Source organism: Halobellus ordinarius (assembly GCF_031823395.1).
Classification (GTDB): domain Archaea; phylum Halobacteriota; class Halobacteria; order Halobacteriales; family Haloferacaceae; genus Haloquadratum; species Haloquadratum ordinarius.
This window is the reverse complement of record NZ_JAVQKJ010000015.1, coordinates 104767-119730: the sequence shown is the minus strand read 5'-3', so window position 1 is coordinate 119730 and position 14964 is coordinate 104767. Positions and strand designations below refer to the sequence as shown.

General features: G+C 65.0%; 17 protein-coding genes and 1 other RNA gene. 10 read left to right on the top strand and 8 right to left on the bottom strand.

Annotation, left to right across the window (positions count from 1 at the left end; all coding sequences use genetic code 11):
* Positions 1-49 precede the first annotated feature (49 nt).
* On the top strand, positions 50-1054 hold the full coding sequence (locus RJT48_RS18875; protein ID WP_311173928.1) for a DUF8155 domain-containing protein: 1005 nt from the start codon (positions 50-52) through the stop codon (positions 1052-1054).
* 72 nt (positions 1055-1126) lie between these two features.
* Here the strand turns inward: RJT48_RS18875 and RJT48_RS18870 are convergent, their stop codons facing one another.
* Positions 1127-1708, bottom strand: coding sequence for a cysteine hydrolase family protein (locus tag RJT48_RS18870; protein ID WP_311173906.1), 582 nt, complete (start codon positions 1706-1708; stop codon positions 1127-1129).
* Positions 1709-1814: 106 nt separating this feature from the next.
* On the opposite strand from RJT48_RS18870, the gene RJT48_RS18865 reads away from it, so the two are divergent.
* Together RJT48_RS18865 and RJT48_RS18860 are read left to right on the top strand one after the other, a co-directional pair.
* Positions 1815-3272: an Hvo_1808 family surface protein gene (locus RJT48_RS18865; RefSeq protein WP_311173905.1), complete on the top strand. Its 1458-nt coding sequence runs from the start codon at positions 1815-1817 to the stop codon at positions 3270-3272.
* A gap of 107 nt (positions 3273-3379) precedes the next feature.
* Positions 3380-4537, top strand: coding sequence for a nicotinate phosphoribosyltransferase (locus RJT48_RS18860; protein ID WP_311173904.1), 1158 nt, complete (start codon positions 3380-3382; stop codon positions 4535-4537).
* Between the two features lie 27 nt (positions 4538-4564).
* On the opposite strand, the gene RJT48_RS18855 is transcribed toward RJT48_RS18860, so the two are convergent.
* Positions 4565-5167 (bottom strand): TIGR00296 family protein, encoded by a 603-nt coding sequence (locus RJT48_RS18855; protein ID WP_311173903.1) that lies wholly within the window; start codon positions 5165-5167, stop codon positions 4565-4567.
* A 195-nt stretch (positions 5168-5362) separates the two neighbouring features.
* Here RJT48_RS18855 and rnpB point away from each other — a divergent pair.
* From rnpB to RJT48_RS18840, 3 genes are all read left to right on the top strand, one after another.
* Positions 5363-5772, top strand: an RNA gene (gene rnpB, locus RJT48_RS18850) — RNase P RNA component.
* Between the two features lie 234 nt (positions 5773-6006).
* Positions 6007-7110: a matrixin family metalloprotease gene (locus RJT48_RS18845; protein ID WP_311173902.1), complete on the top strand. Its 1104-nt coding sequence runs from the start codon at positions 6007-6009 to the stop codon at positions 7108-7110.
* 47 nt (positions 7111-7157) lie between these two features.
* Positions 7158-7490, top strand: coding sequence for a WNWW family protein (locus RJT48_RS18840; protein WP_311173901.1), 333 nt, complete (start codon positions 7158-7160; stop codon positions 7488-7490).
* A gap of 14 nt (positions 7491-7504) precedes the next feature.
* Here the strand turns inward: RJT48_RS18840 and RJT48_RS18835 are convergent, their stop codons facing one another.
* Entirely contained in the window at positions 7505-8743 is a 1239-nt protein-coding gene (locus tag RJT48_RS18835) for an MBL fold metallo-hydrolase (protein WP_311173900.1), read from the bottom strand.
* A 209-nt stretch (positions 8744-8952) separates the two neighbouring features.
* Between RJT48_RS18835 and RJT48_RS18830 the strand changes: the two genes are divergently transcribed.
* Positions 8953-10257 carry an acetamidase/formamidase family protein gene (locus RJT48_RS18830; RefSeq protein ID WP_311173899.1) on the top strand — a complete coding sequence of 435 codons (1305 nt, stop codon included), beginning with the start codon at positions 8953-8955 and terminating at the stop codon, positions 10255-10257.
* A gap of 51 nt (positions 10258-10308) precedes the next feature.
* Here the strand turns inward: RJT48_RS18830 and RJT48_RS18825 are convergent, their stop codons facing one another.
* The 3 genes from RJT48_RS18825 to RJT48_RS18815 form a co-directional block, all read right to left on the bottom strand.
* Complete coding sequence (locus tag RJT48_RS18825; RefSeq protein WP_311173898.1) at positions 10309-10569, bottom strand: MoaD/ThiS family protein; 261 nt, start codon at positions 10567-10569, stop codon at positions 10309-10311.
* Between the two features lie 111 nt (positions 10570-10680).
* Positions 10681-10986, bottom strand: a complete 306-nt coding sequence (locus RJT48_RS18820; RefSeq protein WP_311173897.1) for a DUF5789 family protein — start codon at positions 10984-10986, stop codon at positions 10681-10683.
* Between the two features lie 88 nt (positions 10987-11074).
* A complete protein-coding gene (locus RJT48_RS18815) occupies positions 11075-12001 on the bottom strand; it encodes a DUF5806 family protein (RefSeq protein ID WP_311173896.1) in 927 nt (308 codons plus the stop codon).
* Positions 12002-12107: 106 nt separating this feature from the next.
* Here RJT48_RS18815 and RJT48_RS18810 point away from each other — a divergent pair, with 106 nt between their 5' ends.
* The gene (locus tag RJT48_RS18810; RefSeq protein WP_311173895.1) at positions 12108-12476 is read left to right on the top strand and encodes a universal stress protein; all 369 of its coding nucleotides are present in this window, start codon (positions 12108-12110) and stop codon (positions 12474-12476) included.
* A complete protein-coding gene (locus RJT48_RS18805; protein ID WP_311173894.1) occupies positions 12473-13021 on the top strand; it encodes a GNAT family N-acetyltransferase in 549 nt (182 codons plus the stop codon). The genes RJT48_RS18810 and RJT48_RS18805 overlap by 4 nt, the downstream gene beginning before the upstream one ends.
* Positions 13022-13209: 188 nt before the next feature.
* On the opposite strand, the gene RJT48_RS20845 is transcribed toward RJT48_RS18805, so the two are convergent.
* Positions 13210-13596 carry an HNH endonuclease gene (locus RJT48_RS20845; RefSeq protein WP_425604734.1) on the bottom strand — a complete coding sequence of 129 codons (387 nt, stop codon included), beginning with the start codon at positions 13594-13596 and terminating at the stop codon, positions 13210-13212.
* A 161-nt stretch (positions 13597-13757) separates the two neighbouring features.
* Between RJT48_RS20845 and RJT48_RS18800 the strand changes: the two genes are divergently transcribed.
* The gene (locus RJT48_RS18800; RefSeq protein ID WP_311173893.1) at positions 13758-14219 is read left to right on the top strand and encodes a hypothetical protein; all 462 of its coding nucleotides are present in this window, start codon (positions 13758-13760) and stop codon (positions 14217-14219) included.
* A gap of 251 nt (positions 14220-14470) precedes the next feature.
* On the opposite strand, the gene RJT48_RS18795 is transcribed toward RJT48_RS18800, so the two are convergent.
* Entirely contained in the window at positions 14471-14929 is a 459-nt protein-coding gene (locus tag RJT48_RS18795; protein WP_311173892.1) for a universal stress protein, read from the bottom strand.
* Between the last annotated feature and the right edge of the window lie 35 nt (positions 14930-14964).

Genomic DNA, 14964 nt, shown 5'->3' with positions numbered 1-14964 from the left:
ATTCCGGGTGACGGGATCGAACGGAAGCGACGGCGGTGAAGAGTCGACAGTGGAGACCGAATACGCCAGCGCAGTTCGGGTTCCGGAATCGACGCTCCAGCGGTACCGACGGTTCTCGCTGTACAACTCGCCGTATCCCGCCCACGACCGGGGCTGTGCGATCGATCTGTATCCGGCGACGAACGATGGCGTCTCTCCGGTCGCTGGCGAGGTGCTGGAGACGCGGACGGTCCGCGCACCCTCGAAGCCGTACGCCCACGACGAAGAGTACCTCATCCTCGTCGACGTCGATCGGGAACGGAGCGGTCTCGGATCAGCGGCCGCCACGAAATCTGAATCCGGAAGGGATCATCTCGTCGCACGCATCCTGCACGTGCAGCCGCGCGTATCAGCAGGCGACCGCGTCGCCGTCGGTGACTCCCTCGGACAGATGGTCCGCTCCGGTTTCTTCGCTCCCTGGGTCGCAAACCACGTCCACCTCGGGTTCCGCCGGAGCGAACAGCACCTCCACCGCGCGGGCGGATCGCTCCCCGTCGTGCCAGATGTCGAAGCGGTGCCGGTCCCGTGGGACGGGGTCGGGACGGTCGTGGAAACGGGGACGACGTACGCTCGCCTCGATGCGCCCGATCATCCCGCTCCAGACGATCGATTCGCCGGAATCGCCGGGCAGCGAACGCCCGACAGCGGAGGGGATAATAGTGACGAAGCGACTCCCGCTACGGACGAGCGGACGGTCCTCGACGGCGGTTTTACCCACTACGCCGGGGGCGGCGTATTGACTCCCGGGACGGGGACGAACGAAACGGCCGATAGTGACACCACGGAGACGCTCTCGTTCCTCGATCATCCGGTCGGCGACGTCTCCGGACGAAACGTCGCGTGGCGCGACGTCGACGTCCTAGCGAACGGCGACCGGATCACCGGCCTCTCGCTATTTGTCGGAGTCGGCCCGGAGTTCGGGGCGAAACTGGTCTGCCCCGATCGGGAGTTCCGGGAGGGACAGCAGGTTCGGGTGACGATCCGCGACAGCGACGACCCGATCCGACTGGGATAGGTGGATCGCCCGTCGGCCGGTTTGCGGTGTCGCCATCGCCGCCGGAGCGGGGCGCTTCGTCGCTTCCGCGACCTACCGAAACGCCACGTCCGAGCGGGCGAGCACTTCCCCGAACAGCCACTCGGCGTGGTCGAGAACGTACTCCTTGTGGTCGTCCTCGATCGCGCCGATCGCGTCCTCGACGAGCGCTGGCCGGTAGTCGCGCAAGCCGGCGCTGCCGGCGGTGTGGAGGACGCAGACGTTCGCGAGCGTCCCGCACAAGAGCAGGTTGTCGATGCCGCGGGCCTGCAACCACCCGTGGAGTTCGGTCCGGTGGAAGGCGTCGTAGGTGTGTTTCTCCACGACCAGATCGTCTTCACGGACGTCGAGTTCGTCGACGAGTTCGGCATCCCACGAGTCCTCGAGGACGTGTTCGCCCCATCGGTCGAACTCGTCGTAGTAGTGTGCGTCGTCGAACTGCTCGGGCGGGTGAACGTCGCGCGTGTAGACCACCCGCGCGCCGGCATCGCGCGCGTCGGCGAGGAGCGCCGCGACGTTGTCGATGACCGCTTCGCTCCCGGGCGCATAGAGGCTGCCCTCGGGGTGGCAGAACCCGTTCTGCATATCGACGACCACGACGGCGGTTCGGTCGGGATCGAACGGTTCCACTGACATACGCGTTGTTCGTCGGCGCAACGGCAAATGGATTTCTCCCGGACGAGCCCACGGTGCCGACGGCGATGCGGAAAGGTACTTTGCCGCGTAGCCCTTCCGGCCCGTAATGACGCAGCGACGCGGACTCGTCGTGCCGGCCGTCGCCCTGCTCATCCTCCTCGCCGGGTGCGGCGCGCCGACGATGGAGGCCGGTCCCGAGTCGGCGGGCGTGAACGCGGGAAGCGAGGCCGTCGCGACGCCCAACGCCGACTTCGACGACCCAGAGCGGGACGTCCTCGGGTGGGAAGACGGCTACTGGTACAACGAGTCGATCGACGTCGACCAGTCCGACGGACTGAGCGACGAGGAACTGCGGGCGTTCGTCGCCCGGTCGATGGCGCGCGTCGAGTACCTCCGGGGAGAGGAGTTCGAAAAACGCGTGCCGGTGTCCGTCCTCTCCCGGGACGAGTACCGCAACCGATCGTCCGGCGGCAACACCGACGGTCCCAGCGAGTACGACCGCTGGAACGATCAGGTGTGGGAAGCGCTGTTCGTCACCGGCGAATCCGAAAGCAGCGGCACGGCGATCAGTTCGACCCGAACCGCCGCAGTCGCCGGCTTCTACTCGCCGTCTGACGACGAGATCAAGATCATTACCGATGATCCGGAGTCGCCGACGATCAACAACGCGACGCTCGTCCACGAACTGGTCCACGCGCTGCAGGACCAGAAATACGACCTCACGAAAGCGAAATACGGCGGCGACACCCAGGACGAACAGCTCGCGGCCGACGGTCTCGTCGAGGGTGACGCGAGCTACATCGAACGGCAGTACGCCGCCAAGTGCGGCGGCGCGTGGGACTGCGTCGAAACGCCGTCTAGCGGCGGCGGCGGCAGTGGCGGCGGTGGCGGCGGACAGAACCTGGGGATCCTCCTGACGATCTTCCAGCCGTACTCCGACGGCCCGGTCTACGTCCACGACCTCGTCACCGACGGCGGCTGGAGCGCCGTCGACCAGCGCTTCGTGACTCCACCGGCCTCATCCGAGCAGGTCATCCACCGAACGGCCGAGCGGCCGGTTCCGATCGAGTACCGCGACCGCGCACAGAACGGGTGGGAGACGTTCGAGAACCAGGGCGAAGACGGCTCCGACACCGTCGGCGAGGCGTCGATGTACGTGATGTTCTGGTACCAGGCACGGGAGGCAGGTGCGGACACAATTAACCCCGGGAGTATCACCGACATCGAGAGCCGCTACGACACGTACAACTACGACTCGGAACCCTCCGCAGGCTGGGGCAACGACCGGCTGTTCCCCTACCAGAAGGGCGAGGGTGAACAGGCCGAGTTCGGCTACGTCTGGGTGACCGAGTGGGACAGCGAGGCCGACGCCCGCGAGTTCAGACGCGCCTATGGGGCGATTCTGGACGCCCACGACGCCGAAAAACGGGCGGAGAACACCTACGTGATCCCCGACGGCGAGTTCGAAGACGCGTTCCGCGTCACCCGCTCGGGGACGCGCGTAACGATCGTCAACGGCCCGGAAGTCGAGGACCTCGACGACATCCGGCCGCGGCCGTCCTGACTGCCGGCCCACCGAAACTTCAGCAGTGGACTCGATTGAAGAAATATGCCCTTCGGAGAGTCGAGCCGAACGAGTGAACTTTTCAACGACCCGGGCGAACGGCGCGTATGGAGTTCGACATCGTCGGTCCCGACGCCATCTCCGAGGGGTCGGCGACGGATGCGTACTTCGATCGGACGGAGACGACGCTCCGGCACGCGGGGCGAAACCCCCGCGTCGTCGCGGAGATCACGGCCGATCAGTTCCCCGACGGCGACTACGAACTGCTCGCGGGCGTGAAAGACGTCGCGGCGCTGCTTGAGGGCCGAAACGTCGACGTCGACGTGATTCCGCCGGGGCGGTTGTTCGACGGCGGCCCAGTGATGCGGATCGAGGGCGACTATCTGGAGTTCGCCCGCTTCGAAACCTCGATCCTGGGGTTTCTCTCCCACGCCTCGGGCGTCGCGACCGCCGCGCTCGACGTTCGGCGGGCCGCGCCCGAGTCGCTCGTGCTCTCCTTCGGCGCGCGGCACGTCCATCCCTCGATCGCGGCGATGATCGAGCGGAGCGCCTTGGTCGCCGGCCTCGACGGCTTCTCCCACGTCGCGGGCGGCGAGGTGATCGGACGGGAAGCCGGCGGGACGATGCCGCACGCGCTGCTCATCTGTTTCGGCCGCGGGAACCAGGAGGAAGCGTGGCAGGCGTTCGACGAGGCGGTCGGTCCGGACGTGCCCCGAGTGGCGCTGTGTGACACCTACAGCGACGAGACCGACGAGTCGCTGCGGGCCGCCGAGGCGCTCGGCAACAGGCTCGACAGCGTCCGCCTGGATACGACAGGGTCGCGACGCGGTGACTTCCGGCACATCATCCGCGAGGTCCGGTGGACGCTGGACGCTCACGACCACGAGGACGTCGGCATCTTCGCCTCCGGCGGACTCGGTCCGGCGGAACTCCGGGAACTCAGGGACGTCGCGGACGGGTTCGGCGTCGGCGGCTACGTCTCGAACGCCGACCCGGTCGATTTCGCACTCGACATCGTCGAGCTGGAGGGCGAGCCGGCGGCCAAACGGGGCAAACTCACCGGCGTGAAGGACGTCTACCGGACGGCCGACGGCGGCCACCACGTCGGCCTGCGCGACCAGGAGGGCCCGGAGGACGGGGAGCGGTTGCTCAAGCCGCTGCTCCGTGACGGTGAACTCGTCGCGGAGATCGACCTCGGCATAGACGCCGCCGCGGAGCGGGCCGACGCCGACGCCGAACGGTGTGACTACGGCGCCGAGCGCTGATACTGAGAAACAGTCGCGGATCCGCCGTTACAGTTCTTCGACGCTGCCGCCGTCGGCGCGCTCGCGGAAGACCTGCCCGTCGAAGAGCGTCACCGTCGTCTCGTCGTCCTGCCACGCCAGCGGCGAGAGGCCGGCCTTTCGACAGGCGTGGGTGAGGAACTGCTCTTCGTTCCAGTCGTTTTCGATCGGGATTGTCGGATACAGCCAGCCGTGGTTGCTGTCCTTGTCGACGACGACGCCGTGTTTTCCCAGTTCGATGTCGTCAAGCGGACGGTCGGTGTGGGTGTGATCGCAGACGATACACACCGAGATCGTGAGGTTCGAGAGCTCCGGCTGTTCGATCTCCGAGCCGCAGGAACTCCCCGAGGCGGCCTGGATCGCGGCGTCGACGATCGCGTGTCCCAGCTGGTCTCCCCCGCGGTACTCGCCCGCACACCCTCGCAGTCGCCCCCGCCCCCGCGTCGATCGGATTCGAACGAACGCCCCGGTTCGGGCGTAGAACGCGTCCCGCATACTGCCCGGTTGCTCACGTTGACCGTGGAGTACGTACGATTCGACCGATTCACGCGCTAATTCGACCGCCCTCGCCCCATCATCGTAGGTGAGACGAACGGTCTGCGCCTCGGACATACTCCGGTAGAAGCGCTCGCCTGACTTGAACGCTTCCCTTCTTTCGGCACCTGATGGGCCTCAGACGGGATATTGGGGGAGTTTGCGGATCGCAGTCGGGTGATTTCGCGGCCTCACGACGGGACTGGGCCAGCGGCAGCGTCCCGTTTCCGGGCGACCGAACGCCTTATTGGACTCACTCGCCTCGGATCGAACGGCAGAGAGAGCTCGGCTCCCGTCGGTCCACCCGGATCGATGAGGAAAGTCCCCCCACCGTCCGGACAGGTGACCGGGCGCAAGCCCGGAGTCGGAGACGGCTGGCTCTGGAACAGAGACGAGACCCCTCGGCCCGACCGATGAGACGCGAGCGGCGGATTCCGCCGCCGGCGCGAGCGGGGTGACTCGCAAGCGCGCGAACCGACCCGCAAGGGGAGGGAGTTGACCCGTCGAGGGTCGCGGTCGGGGCTAGATCCCGATCGCGTGCGCGATCCCGCGCAGACGGCCGAGAACGGATGGAACGGCGAATCCTCACCGGTGCAAGTCCGCGCCGCAAAGGTAGTCCGGACAGGGCGCGGACGCTCAGCCGAATGCCGAGACGAACAGAAGGGGGCTTACTCCTCTCAGCCGCTCAAGACCCCGAGTACCGACTCCGTTCGTGTTCCTCACCGAGTACCGACTCCGTTCGTGTTCCTCACCGAGTACCGACTCCGTTCGTGTTCCTCCCCGAGTGCCGACTCCGTCCGTGTTCCTCCCCGAGTGCCGACTCTGTGCTACAGTCCAGCGCTCGCAGTCTCCGAAAAGACGGCAGTAGCCGGGTTCGCGGGCGAACATTCTTATCCATCTCTGCCTTCCGCACGCCTGTGTCGACTCGTCTCTCCCGAGCGGCCCCGCTTGCGCTCGCAGTCGTCATCCTGCTGGCGGGGTGTGCCGGTCCCGTCGTCGACCTCCCCGAAACGGAGCCGACGCCAGCCGCGGACGCGACCGGGACGGGGCAGTCCTCGTCGTTCGCTGAGGCGACGACGGAGAGCACACAGAGGACCGACCGCGAGCCAACCCCGACACCCACTGCGGTCCCGCAGGCGGAGAACCCCTGGGGGTCAGAACCGATCGTCGTCGCCGTCGAGGACAGCGCCGGAACCGGACGGGAGTGGACGCCGCTGGTTCGTGAAGCGACGGCGTACTGGGAGGAGAACGCCGAACGCTTCGCCGGCTTCCCCGTCGAGTACGCGGTCGATCCCGACGCGACGAACCCGGATCTCGTCGTCGAATTCGTCGACGAGGTCCCCGAGTGCGACGGTGCGGCGGACGCCGCGGGCTGTGCGCCACTGATCGATGACAGCCGGGAGATCGACCGCCCGGAGACGGTGTTCGTCCGGACGGACTTTTCCGACGACTCGACGGTCCTGGTAGTCGAACACGAACTCGGGCACACGCTCGGGCTGACCCACGAGGACGCGCCGCAGGACGTGATGGCGAGTCGGTCGGTCCTCTACACGGAGCCGCTGCCGGACGCGACCGAGCGGGCGTTCCCGTGGGACGACGGCGACTTTACCGTCTACATCGACGACGACAACGCCTCGGACCCCGACGGATTCCGGGAGCAGGTCACCCACGCCCTGGAGTACTACGAGGACGACCCGCCGGGAATGCCGACGAACCTCACCTTCACCACGGTCGACGAGCCCGACGACGCGGAGATCGTCGTCAGGCCGGTCGAGACCTCGTCCTGCGGTGAGGGCGCGGCCTCCTGCGGCGGCACGATCGGCTGGGATCCCGACGGCGACGGCGCCATCGAGACCTACTCGGAGCTGCGGATATCGCTCGTCGATCTCGACACCGACGCAGTCGGCTGGCACGTCGGCTACTGGCTGGCGTACGGCTTCGGTGCCGAGGACGACGACGAGAAGCCGCCGCCGTTCCGCGACGCCTCCTACGAGGAGCGCCGAAGCGAGTGGTGGGAATAGATGGTCTTGGCGGCGGTTTCTTCTCTCTTGAGGACGAACGGCTACGTATGACCACAAACAGTGACGCGCACGGCGATGGGCCCCTTTCGAGGGCCGATTTCGACGCCGACGAACTGGCCGCGGCACTTGCGGACGCGTTCGCGGGCACGGACGCGGAGTTCCGCGTCGTCGCCAGACAGGCACGCGACCTCGCAGACGCCGGCATCGTCGCCGCCGACCGCGGGGAACCGCTCGCCGTCGACGAGGTGGTTCGGAACCTCGCGGACGCCCCCGACGGATCGAGCGTCGCGGACCGCTGGAACTGGTGGCTCGGGGCCCTGGAGGCGGCCTACGGTGGCTACCGCGAGTTCGAGATCAGGGCGGTTCCGACCGAGGAGTGAGGCACCGGGGAGGGCTATTCTCCGACGACGACCGTCTCCCCGTTTTCAGGGGCGCTCGCGTCGAACCCGTCGGCCGTGAGTTCCGCGGCGAACGCCGAACAGCGGTCGCCGTGGTTCACGAGAATCTCGGCGTCCCGGTAGCCGTCGAGGAACGCCCGGAGACCATCGCGGTCGGCGTGCGCCGAGAAGTCGTACTGTTCGACCTGTGCGCTGATGGGCATCACGCGACCGTCGATCTCGGCGCTGCCGGTCTCGACGAGGCGCCGCCCGGGCGTCCCCTCGACCTGGTAGCCGGTCAGCGTGATCTTGTTCGTCGGATTCGACCTGATCGCGGGGATGTACGTCATCGCGGGGCCGCCGGAGAGCATCCCGCTCGTGGTGACGATCGCCGCCCGCTGCTCGGTGATCCGTTTCCGCTGCCCGTTCCGACCGGTGACGAAGCGCGCGTGCGATTTCGCCCGCCGGAGCGCGTCGGGATCGCGAACGAACTCGGGGTACTGCAGCAGCATCTCGGTGACTCGCTTGCCCATCCCGTCGACGTAACAGGGAATGTCGTATGCCTCGCAGATCAGTAGCATCTCCTGCGTTCGGCCGATTGCGAACGCCGGGACGACGACCGTGCCACCCTCCCACAGCGTCGTCTCGACGCTCTCGACGAACCGCTCCTCGACGGTCGACCGGGCCTCGTGTTCGACGTCGGCGTACGTGCTCTCGCTGATGACGACGTCGGCCTCCGGGCGAGCGGTCGTACCGGAGACGAGGCGTTGGTCGTCAGTGTGGAAGTCACCGGTGTAGAGCAGCCGGGTATCGCCGTCGTCGACGAGGACGTGTGCGCTTCCGGGAATGTGGCCGGCGTTGGTGAACGTGACCTCGTGGCCCGCGGCCCGGAACGTCTCGCCGTACCCGTGCGTCTCGGAGACCTCCGTGACGCGCCGGACGTCAGTCTCGGTGAACGGACAGGACAAGGTCCCGCCGTGGAGTTTCAGCGTGTCGCGGGCGAGGGTGAGCGCCAGTTCGCGCGTCGGCGGTGTCCAGTGGATCGCCGGCCGAGCGTCGCCGGAGAGCAGCGCCGGGATCGCCCCCGCGTGATCCAAGTGCCCGTGGCTCACCACGACCGCCTCTGGTTCGGGGACGTCGATCGGATACTGCGGCGGCTCCCCGGCGAGCATCCCGTAATCCACGAGTAGCCGGTCGTTGACGAGGATCGCGCTCCGGCCGACCTCGCGGGCGCCGCCGAGAAACCGGATATTCATCGGTGGGAACTAGCGTATCCGGGTGTTTGATAATGGTTACTCTCGTCTCTTCCCGCCGAGCGCCGTCGACGTGAGTGGCGCTCGGCGGTAAAAAGTGAGAGTAACCATTATGACGCCGTCGATCGGGACGCTCCGTCCACCGGGGATTCACAGGTGCTTTGGTGACAGGGGCTAACGCTTAACCAATCTCAAACGAAAGATCATACACAATGTCTCAGCAAGTCGTCTCCGAACTCGACGTCGACGAGTACACGCTCGGTCTGGTCGGTCCGGATCAGGAGTGGGCGGGAACCGTCGCCGACGGCGGCACCGTACGGACACACACGCCGCCCGCGTGCTGGGGACCGATGATCACGCCGAAGTTCCGCGGCGGCCACGAGGTCACCAAGCCGATCGCCGTCGAGGGCGCGGAGGTCGGCGACGCCGTCGCGATCAAGATCCGCGACATCGAGGTGACGAGCGTCGCGACGAGCACCGGTTCGATGGACGAACGGGAGGAGGCGTTCGGCGACGACCCCTTCGTCGACCACAAGTGTCCCGAGTGCGGTGCCGAGTGGCCCGAGAGCGTCGTCGAGGGGACCGGCGAGGAATCGATCCGGTGTGCGGAATGCGGGGCGAACGCCTCGTCGTTCGCCTTCGAGTACGGCATTACGACGGTGTTCGACGACGACTACGAGGTCGGGATCACGGTCGACGAGGCGGCCGCTCACGGTCTGGCCGAACGCGCCGCGGAGGCGAGCGCCCTCCCGGAGAACTCGCGGCAACACCCCATTCTCCTCTACGAACCCTCGGAGATGCCCGGGACGCTCGGACACCTTCGACCGTTCGTCGGGAACATCGGGACGACACCGCCGATCGAACTCCCGGACTCGCACAACGCCGGCGACTTCGGACAGTTCCTCATCGGCGCCGACCACGACTGGGGGCTCGAAAGCGAGGCGGAACTCGACGCCCGCACCGACGGCCACATGGACATCAACGCGGTCCGGGAGGGCTCGATCCTGATCTGTCCGGTAAAGGTCGACGGCGGCGGCATCTACGTCGGCGATCTGCACGCCAATCAGGGCGACGGCGAACTCGCCTTGCACACGACGGACGTCAGCGGGTACACCGAGTTCGAGGTCGAACTCATCGAGGACCTCGATATCGGCGGTCCGCTTCTCCTTCCCAACGAGGAGGACCTCTCGCACATCAGCAAGCCGTACACGGAGGAAGACAAAGCGCGCGGACGCGAACTCGGCGCGGAGTACGGTGTCGACGTCGAAACGGAGATGGGGCCGATCCAGGTGATCGGCTCGGGCGCGACCGTCAACGACGCGACCGACAACGCTTTCGACCGCGCCGGCGACCTGCTCGGGATGAGCGAGGGCGAGGTCCGCACCCGGTGTACGTTCACCGGCGGCGTCGAGATCGGTCGGCTCCCCGGCGTGGTTCAGCTCACGATGCTCGCACCGATGGACGTCCTCGACGACCGCGGGCTGGCACACCTCGTGCGCGAGCAGTACGAACTCTGACCGGGCCCGTCGCCAGAAAACAGTTTCTCAGCCGAGGACCTCTCCGGACCGTCACCCACCCCGCATCGCGGGATGAACTGCGAGCGATGCGTCCGCCGGGCACGGTTCGTCGGGATCAGTGGCGGTTCCGTCGACGGAGAGGCGAACGCTCGGCACGATTCGCCCGTCGGCGTCGAACAGGTGTCGCTCGGCGCGCGGATACGCGTCGACGAAGGCGTCGACGGCGTCCCGAACGGTTCCGCCGCCGAAGTCGACGCTGACACGTTTCCCGCCGGTCGCACTCCGGAGCGGTCCGTACACGGTAACGTCCATAGCCAGTCGTTCGCGTTCGAGACAGTTGGATGCTTCCACGTTGCCGGCACTCGGTGACCCTGCTGAATCCGGTCGAGCCAGGAGAGAGACGCAGCGGCGGAATCGGGGGTATCAGAAGGAGACGTTGGCGTCGTCTTTCGGAGCGGAATCGGATTCCGGGGGATTGCCACCTCGATCGTCGTAGAACTTGCGCCCGATGTACTCGTCGCTCACGTTACCGATGATGGTATTGTACAACTCCTCGGCGGAGCCGTACGTCTCTTGACCGACGTCGCTGACGACCGTCGAGATCGTATTGCTTTTTTGATCAGCGGGCGTCCCGACTTCGACATCCCCGATTCGTTCGGTCATCACGTCGTGGTCGATCGGATACTCCAGTTCGTCGTCGAGAAAATCGAACAGTTCGTTGATCTTCATAATTAATGATGCACCTATGCGAGAATAACCCTTGTGGTGTCGAGACTACTGGATGTCGAAGGAGAGACAGGAGAGCCGACAGTCCGTATCAGTCGTCGTCGGTTTCGGCGTCCGAGTCGGGGTCGTCCTCCCCGGCTAACTCCTCGGCGCGGAGGTCGGCGCTGGCTTCCCGGACTTCCCGCATCACCGTCGAGATCCGGTCTTCGGCCTCCAGTTCCTCCTCGACGGAGAGGTCGACGCCCTCGACCTCCAGGAGGAACTTCGCGATCTCGGTGACGTCGTACATCAGTTCGTCGAGTTCCTCGGCGGTGAAAAAGCCCGACATCGCCCCGTAGAGGAACGTCGCCCCCGACTTGCGGACCTTGTCCTCGAACGAGGAGCGGGCCTGATTGACCGCCTGCGGGGTGTAGGTGTCCGTCATAAACGGCACGAGTTCCGGGAGGTTCTCACCGATCTTTGTCATCTCGACGCCCGTCTCGGTCCGGAAATCGGCACACAGCCGGGCGATTGCCCACTCGCGGGCGGTGATGTAGGTTCGGTCCCGGAGGAAGTCGTTGACGCGGTCGTACTGTGCGCCGTCGACTTTCTTGAACCGGGCGTACTTGCGCACGTCCGCGGGCGTGTCGTCGTCCGCGTCAGGTCCGTCGGCAGATGTCTCCGAATCGGGTCCGTCGGCAGATGTCTCCGAATCGGGTCCGTCGGCAGATGTCTCCGAATCGGGTCCGTCGGCAGATGTCTCCGAATCGGGTCCGTCGGCAGGACTCTCCGAATCGGGTCCGTCGGCAGATGTCTCCGAATCGGGTCCGTCGGCAGGACTCTCCGAATCGGTTTCGCCGGTGGCCCCCGCCGCCGCAGGATCGCCGTCGGTATCGCCGGCGGCCGCCCCCCGCTCGCCGGCGTCCGCTCCAGCGTCGGAGACGCTCGATTGCTCCGCCCCCCTCGACCGCGAATCCGACGCGTCGACGTCGCGTCGGGACGCATCGTCGGCCGACGTCTCGGCGTCGTCGTCGTCCATACTGCGGGGTGTCGTTCCCACGGCAAAAAGCGTTCCCTCGCTCCACGCCGGCGGACGCGGCGGCACACCCGACGATTTTTCTACTCCCGCGGAGACATCCGGGTATATGAGGATCCTCTTGGGCGTCGGCGGCGCCGACGACTCACTCAACGCACTGGAACGGACCGCCAGGCGGGCAGTCGATGCGGGCGACGAGGTGACGGTTGCGATCATCGAGTCGGAACTCGGGGAGCGACCGCTCGCGGACGTCGAAGCCGACGTCGAGCGGGCGCTCGACGAACAAGGTCTCGACGGAGACATCCGTTATATCGACGGCAATGCCGGGAGCAAACTCGTCGACATCGCCGAATCGGAGGGGTTCGACCGAATCGCCTTAGGCGGCGGGACGACCAGCCCGATGGGGAAGATCCAACTCGGGAGCACCGCCGAGTTCGTCCTGCTGAACTCCCACGTCAGCGTGCTTCTCATCCGATGAGTACCGATCGTCACTACCCCGACGAGATCGCGGGTCCGTTCGAAGCGCCGCCGATCGGGTTCGAGGATCGAGAGGGTCGTGAGATCGAGATCCGCGCCTACGAGGGGACCGACGAGGAGTACGAGGCGCTGGCCTCGATGTACGTCGCGTTCGATCCCAGCGACCGCGCACAGGGGATTCCGCCGAGCGACGAAAAGCGGATCCGCGAGTGGCTCGACAACATCCTGGCCGAGGAGTGTCTGAACGTCATCGCGTGGGACGGCGACCAGGCGGCGGGCCACGCGACGCTCGTCCCGGACGAGGACGTCTACGAACTGGCGATCTTCGTCCTGCAGACGTACCAGGAGGCCGGCATCGGCACGCGCCTGATGAAGGCGCTTTTGGGCTACGGCGCCGAGTCGGGCGTCGAACTGGTGTGGCTCACCGTCGAGCGGTGGAACAAGGCGGCGGTCGGCCTCTACAAGAAGATCGGCTTCGAGGTCAGCGATTCGGAGAGCTTCGAGCTGGAGATGGCGATCCGGCTGGGAGCAGGCGAGGAGGAGTAGCGGCTGCTCCGGTAGCGGGGTCGAATCTTCACAGGGATCAGTTCACGGTAGTGAGGCTGGATCGACCGTTAGACCGGGTCTGCTTGGTGAGACGCACAGACCGGTTAAACCCCTCGATTATTTCACAGTCTCGCACCTGTATCAGCCGTAAGGCTCCGTGTGCAATATACTATTTTTAGGTCTGTTTGCTAATTGTTCGTTTCTTGTCGGATGATATCGATGAGATTTTCCATATCTGCTTTCGGGACACACCAACAGTTGTCGGAGTCATCGAATATGGCAACGTCAAGCGAGCGCCAGTAGCGGAGATACAAGCTAAATTCTTCATTCTGCATCGTCCCATTGTCGAATTTTACACGAGGTGCCATACCGTTACCGTGGGCTGCTTTATGACACTCCCGACAGAGAACAACCATATTACTCAGCCGATTCGATCCGGCCCGTCCCCGCGGGACAATGTGGTGGACGTCGAGTGTAACATCGCTAGCGGTACAGTTGACGCAGCGGTGTCTATCCCGATCGCGGACGGCTTCTTTCCGTTCGTCGATATTTAGTGATGGTGTTTCCTTGGCCATTGTTGGTAGTAGGGTACACTGCTCAGGGCGTAGTTGGCACTAGTCGCTGGCAGTGTCCCCTGCTGCTCAATTCTTCGTGTCTTGCAACGTCTCTTCGCCAACCGACAGGATTGATGTCGGATGCTTACAAAATAGTCGTTGGGTCCATATCGTCACAAAATATGACGAATCACTCAATTTACGAAATAGTCGAAAACGAGTCGGATATTTTTTCCAGAGAGTACAATGGGGGGGAACGAGAAATACGACTGTTTGAGACACTCAATGACGGGATTCGTGTTGAGGCAGTAATACTACATCCACATCATCGAGATGCTGAGATAGTAGGTCGGGAGTTAGTCCGTTTACGCGATGGCAGAATCCTTGTTTTCCGACCCTCAAAGAATACGAGCGAACCACGGAAAGCAAAGCTGTTTGCCACCCTCTGGACAAAAACGGGCGATTTGTTAGCTGGATCTGATCCGAACCTTGTGCCGGTTGATATTGCTGTTATGGGTAAACCAGCCATCGCCGCTTATCTTCGAGTCGTTTATGGGCTTAGTCGAGGAGATATTGCGGATCAGATGGACGTTAAGAAGAAGACGGTCCAACAGTATTGGAATCGATTCATTGACCGTGCTTGATACATCCACTTTCAATACCTCAGAAGCTTCCTTTACAAGTACTGTAAGCACCAGAACTAGTCTGTATCTGAGTCTCTTGGACTGACCGATCCCCACAGTCCGTGTCAGGCTAGTCTCTTCTGCGGGATACATACCCTGGGTAGAGCGTCCGCGAGCGAGGCCGAAGGCCGAGCGAGCGGCCCGTTTTTGGTCCAGCTTTTTACAAGGAGTGGTCGCGCGGAGCGCGACCCGACGCAGTAAAAAGGTGGGTTTCAGACCGACAGCACCGGCTGACTCGCGTACAGCAGTACGTACTCGGCAGCCTTCGCGAGGATCTCACCGGGGTCGCCAGACAGCGGCTCCCGCGGGACGACGAGGAAGTCCGCGTCGACCTCCTCGGCGGTGTCGAGGACGACGCTCCCCGGGTGTCTGAGCTTCATCTTCGTCGAGAAGCCGTAGGCGACCGACGTCGAGAGTTCGACGTCGTGGTCGGCGGCGATCCCCTCTGCAGACTCCATTATCGCTTCGCCATCGGCGGCGACCTGCGCCTTGTCGACGTCGCCGTTCTCGATCGCTCGCACGTCCTCCTCGGCGAGCACGTGGACGGCGTGGACGCTCGCGTCGTACTCGGCGGCGATCGCGGCGGCGCACGCGATTGCGTCGACCGACTCGTCGCTGGCGTCCACCGGAACGAGCACGAGATCGACCGAAAGCGGCCGGCGGGTGGTCATACGCCTACGTCCGACGCCCGGCGGCAAAAAGGCTC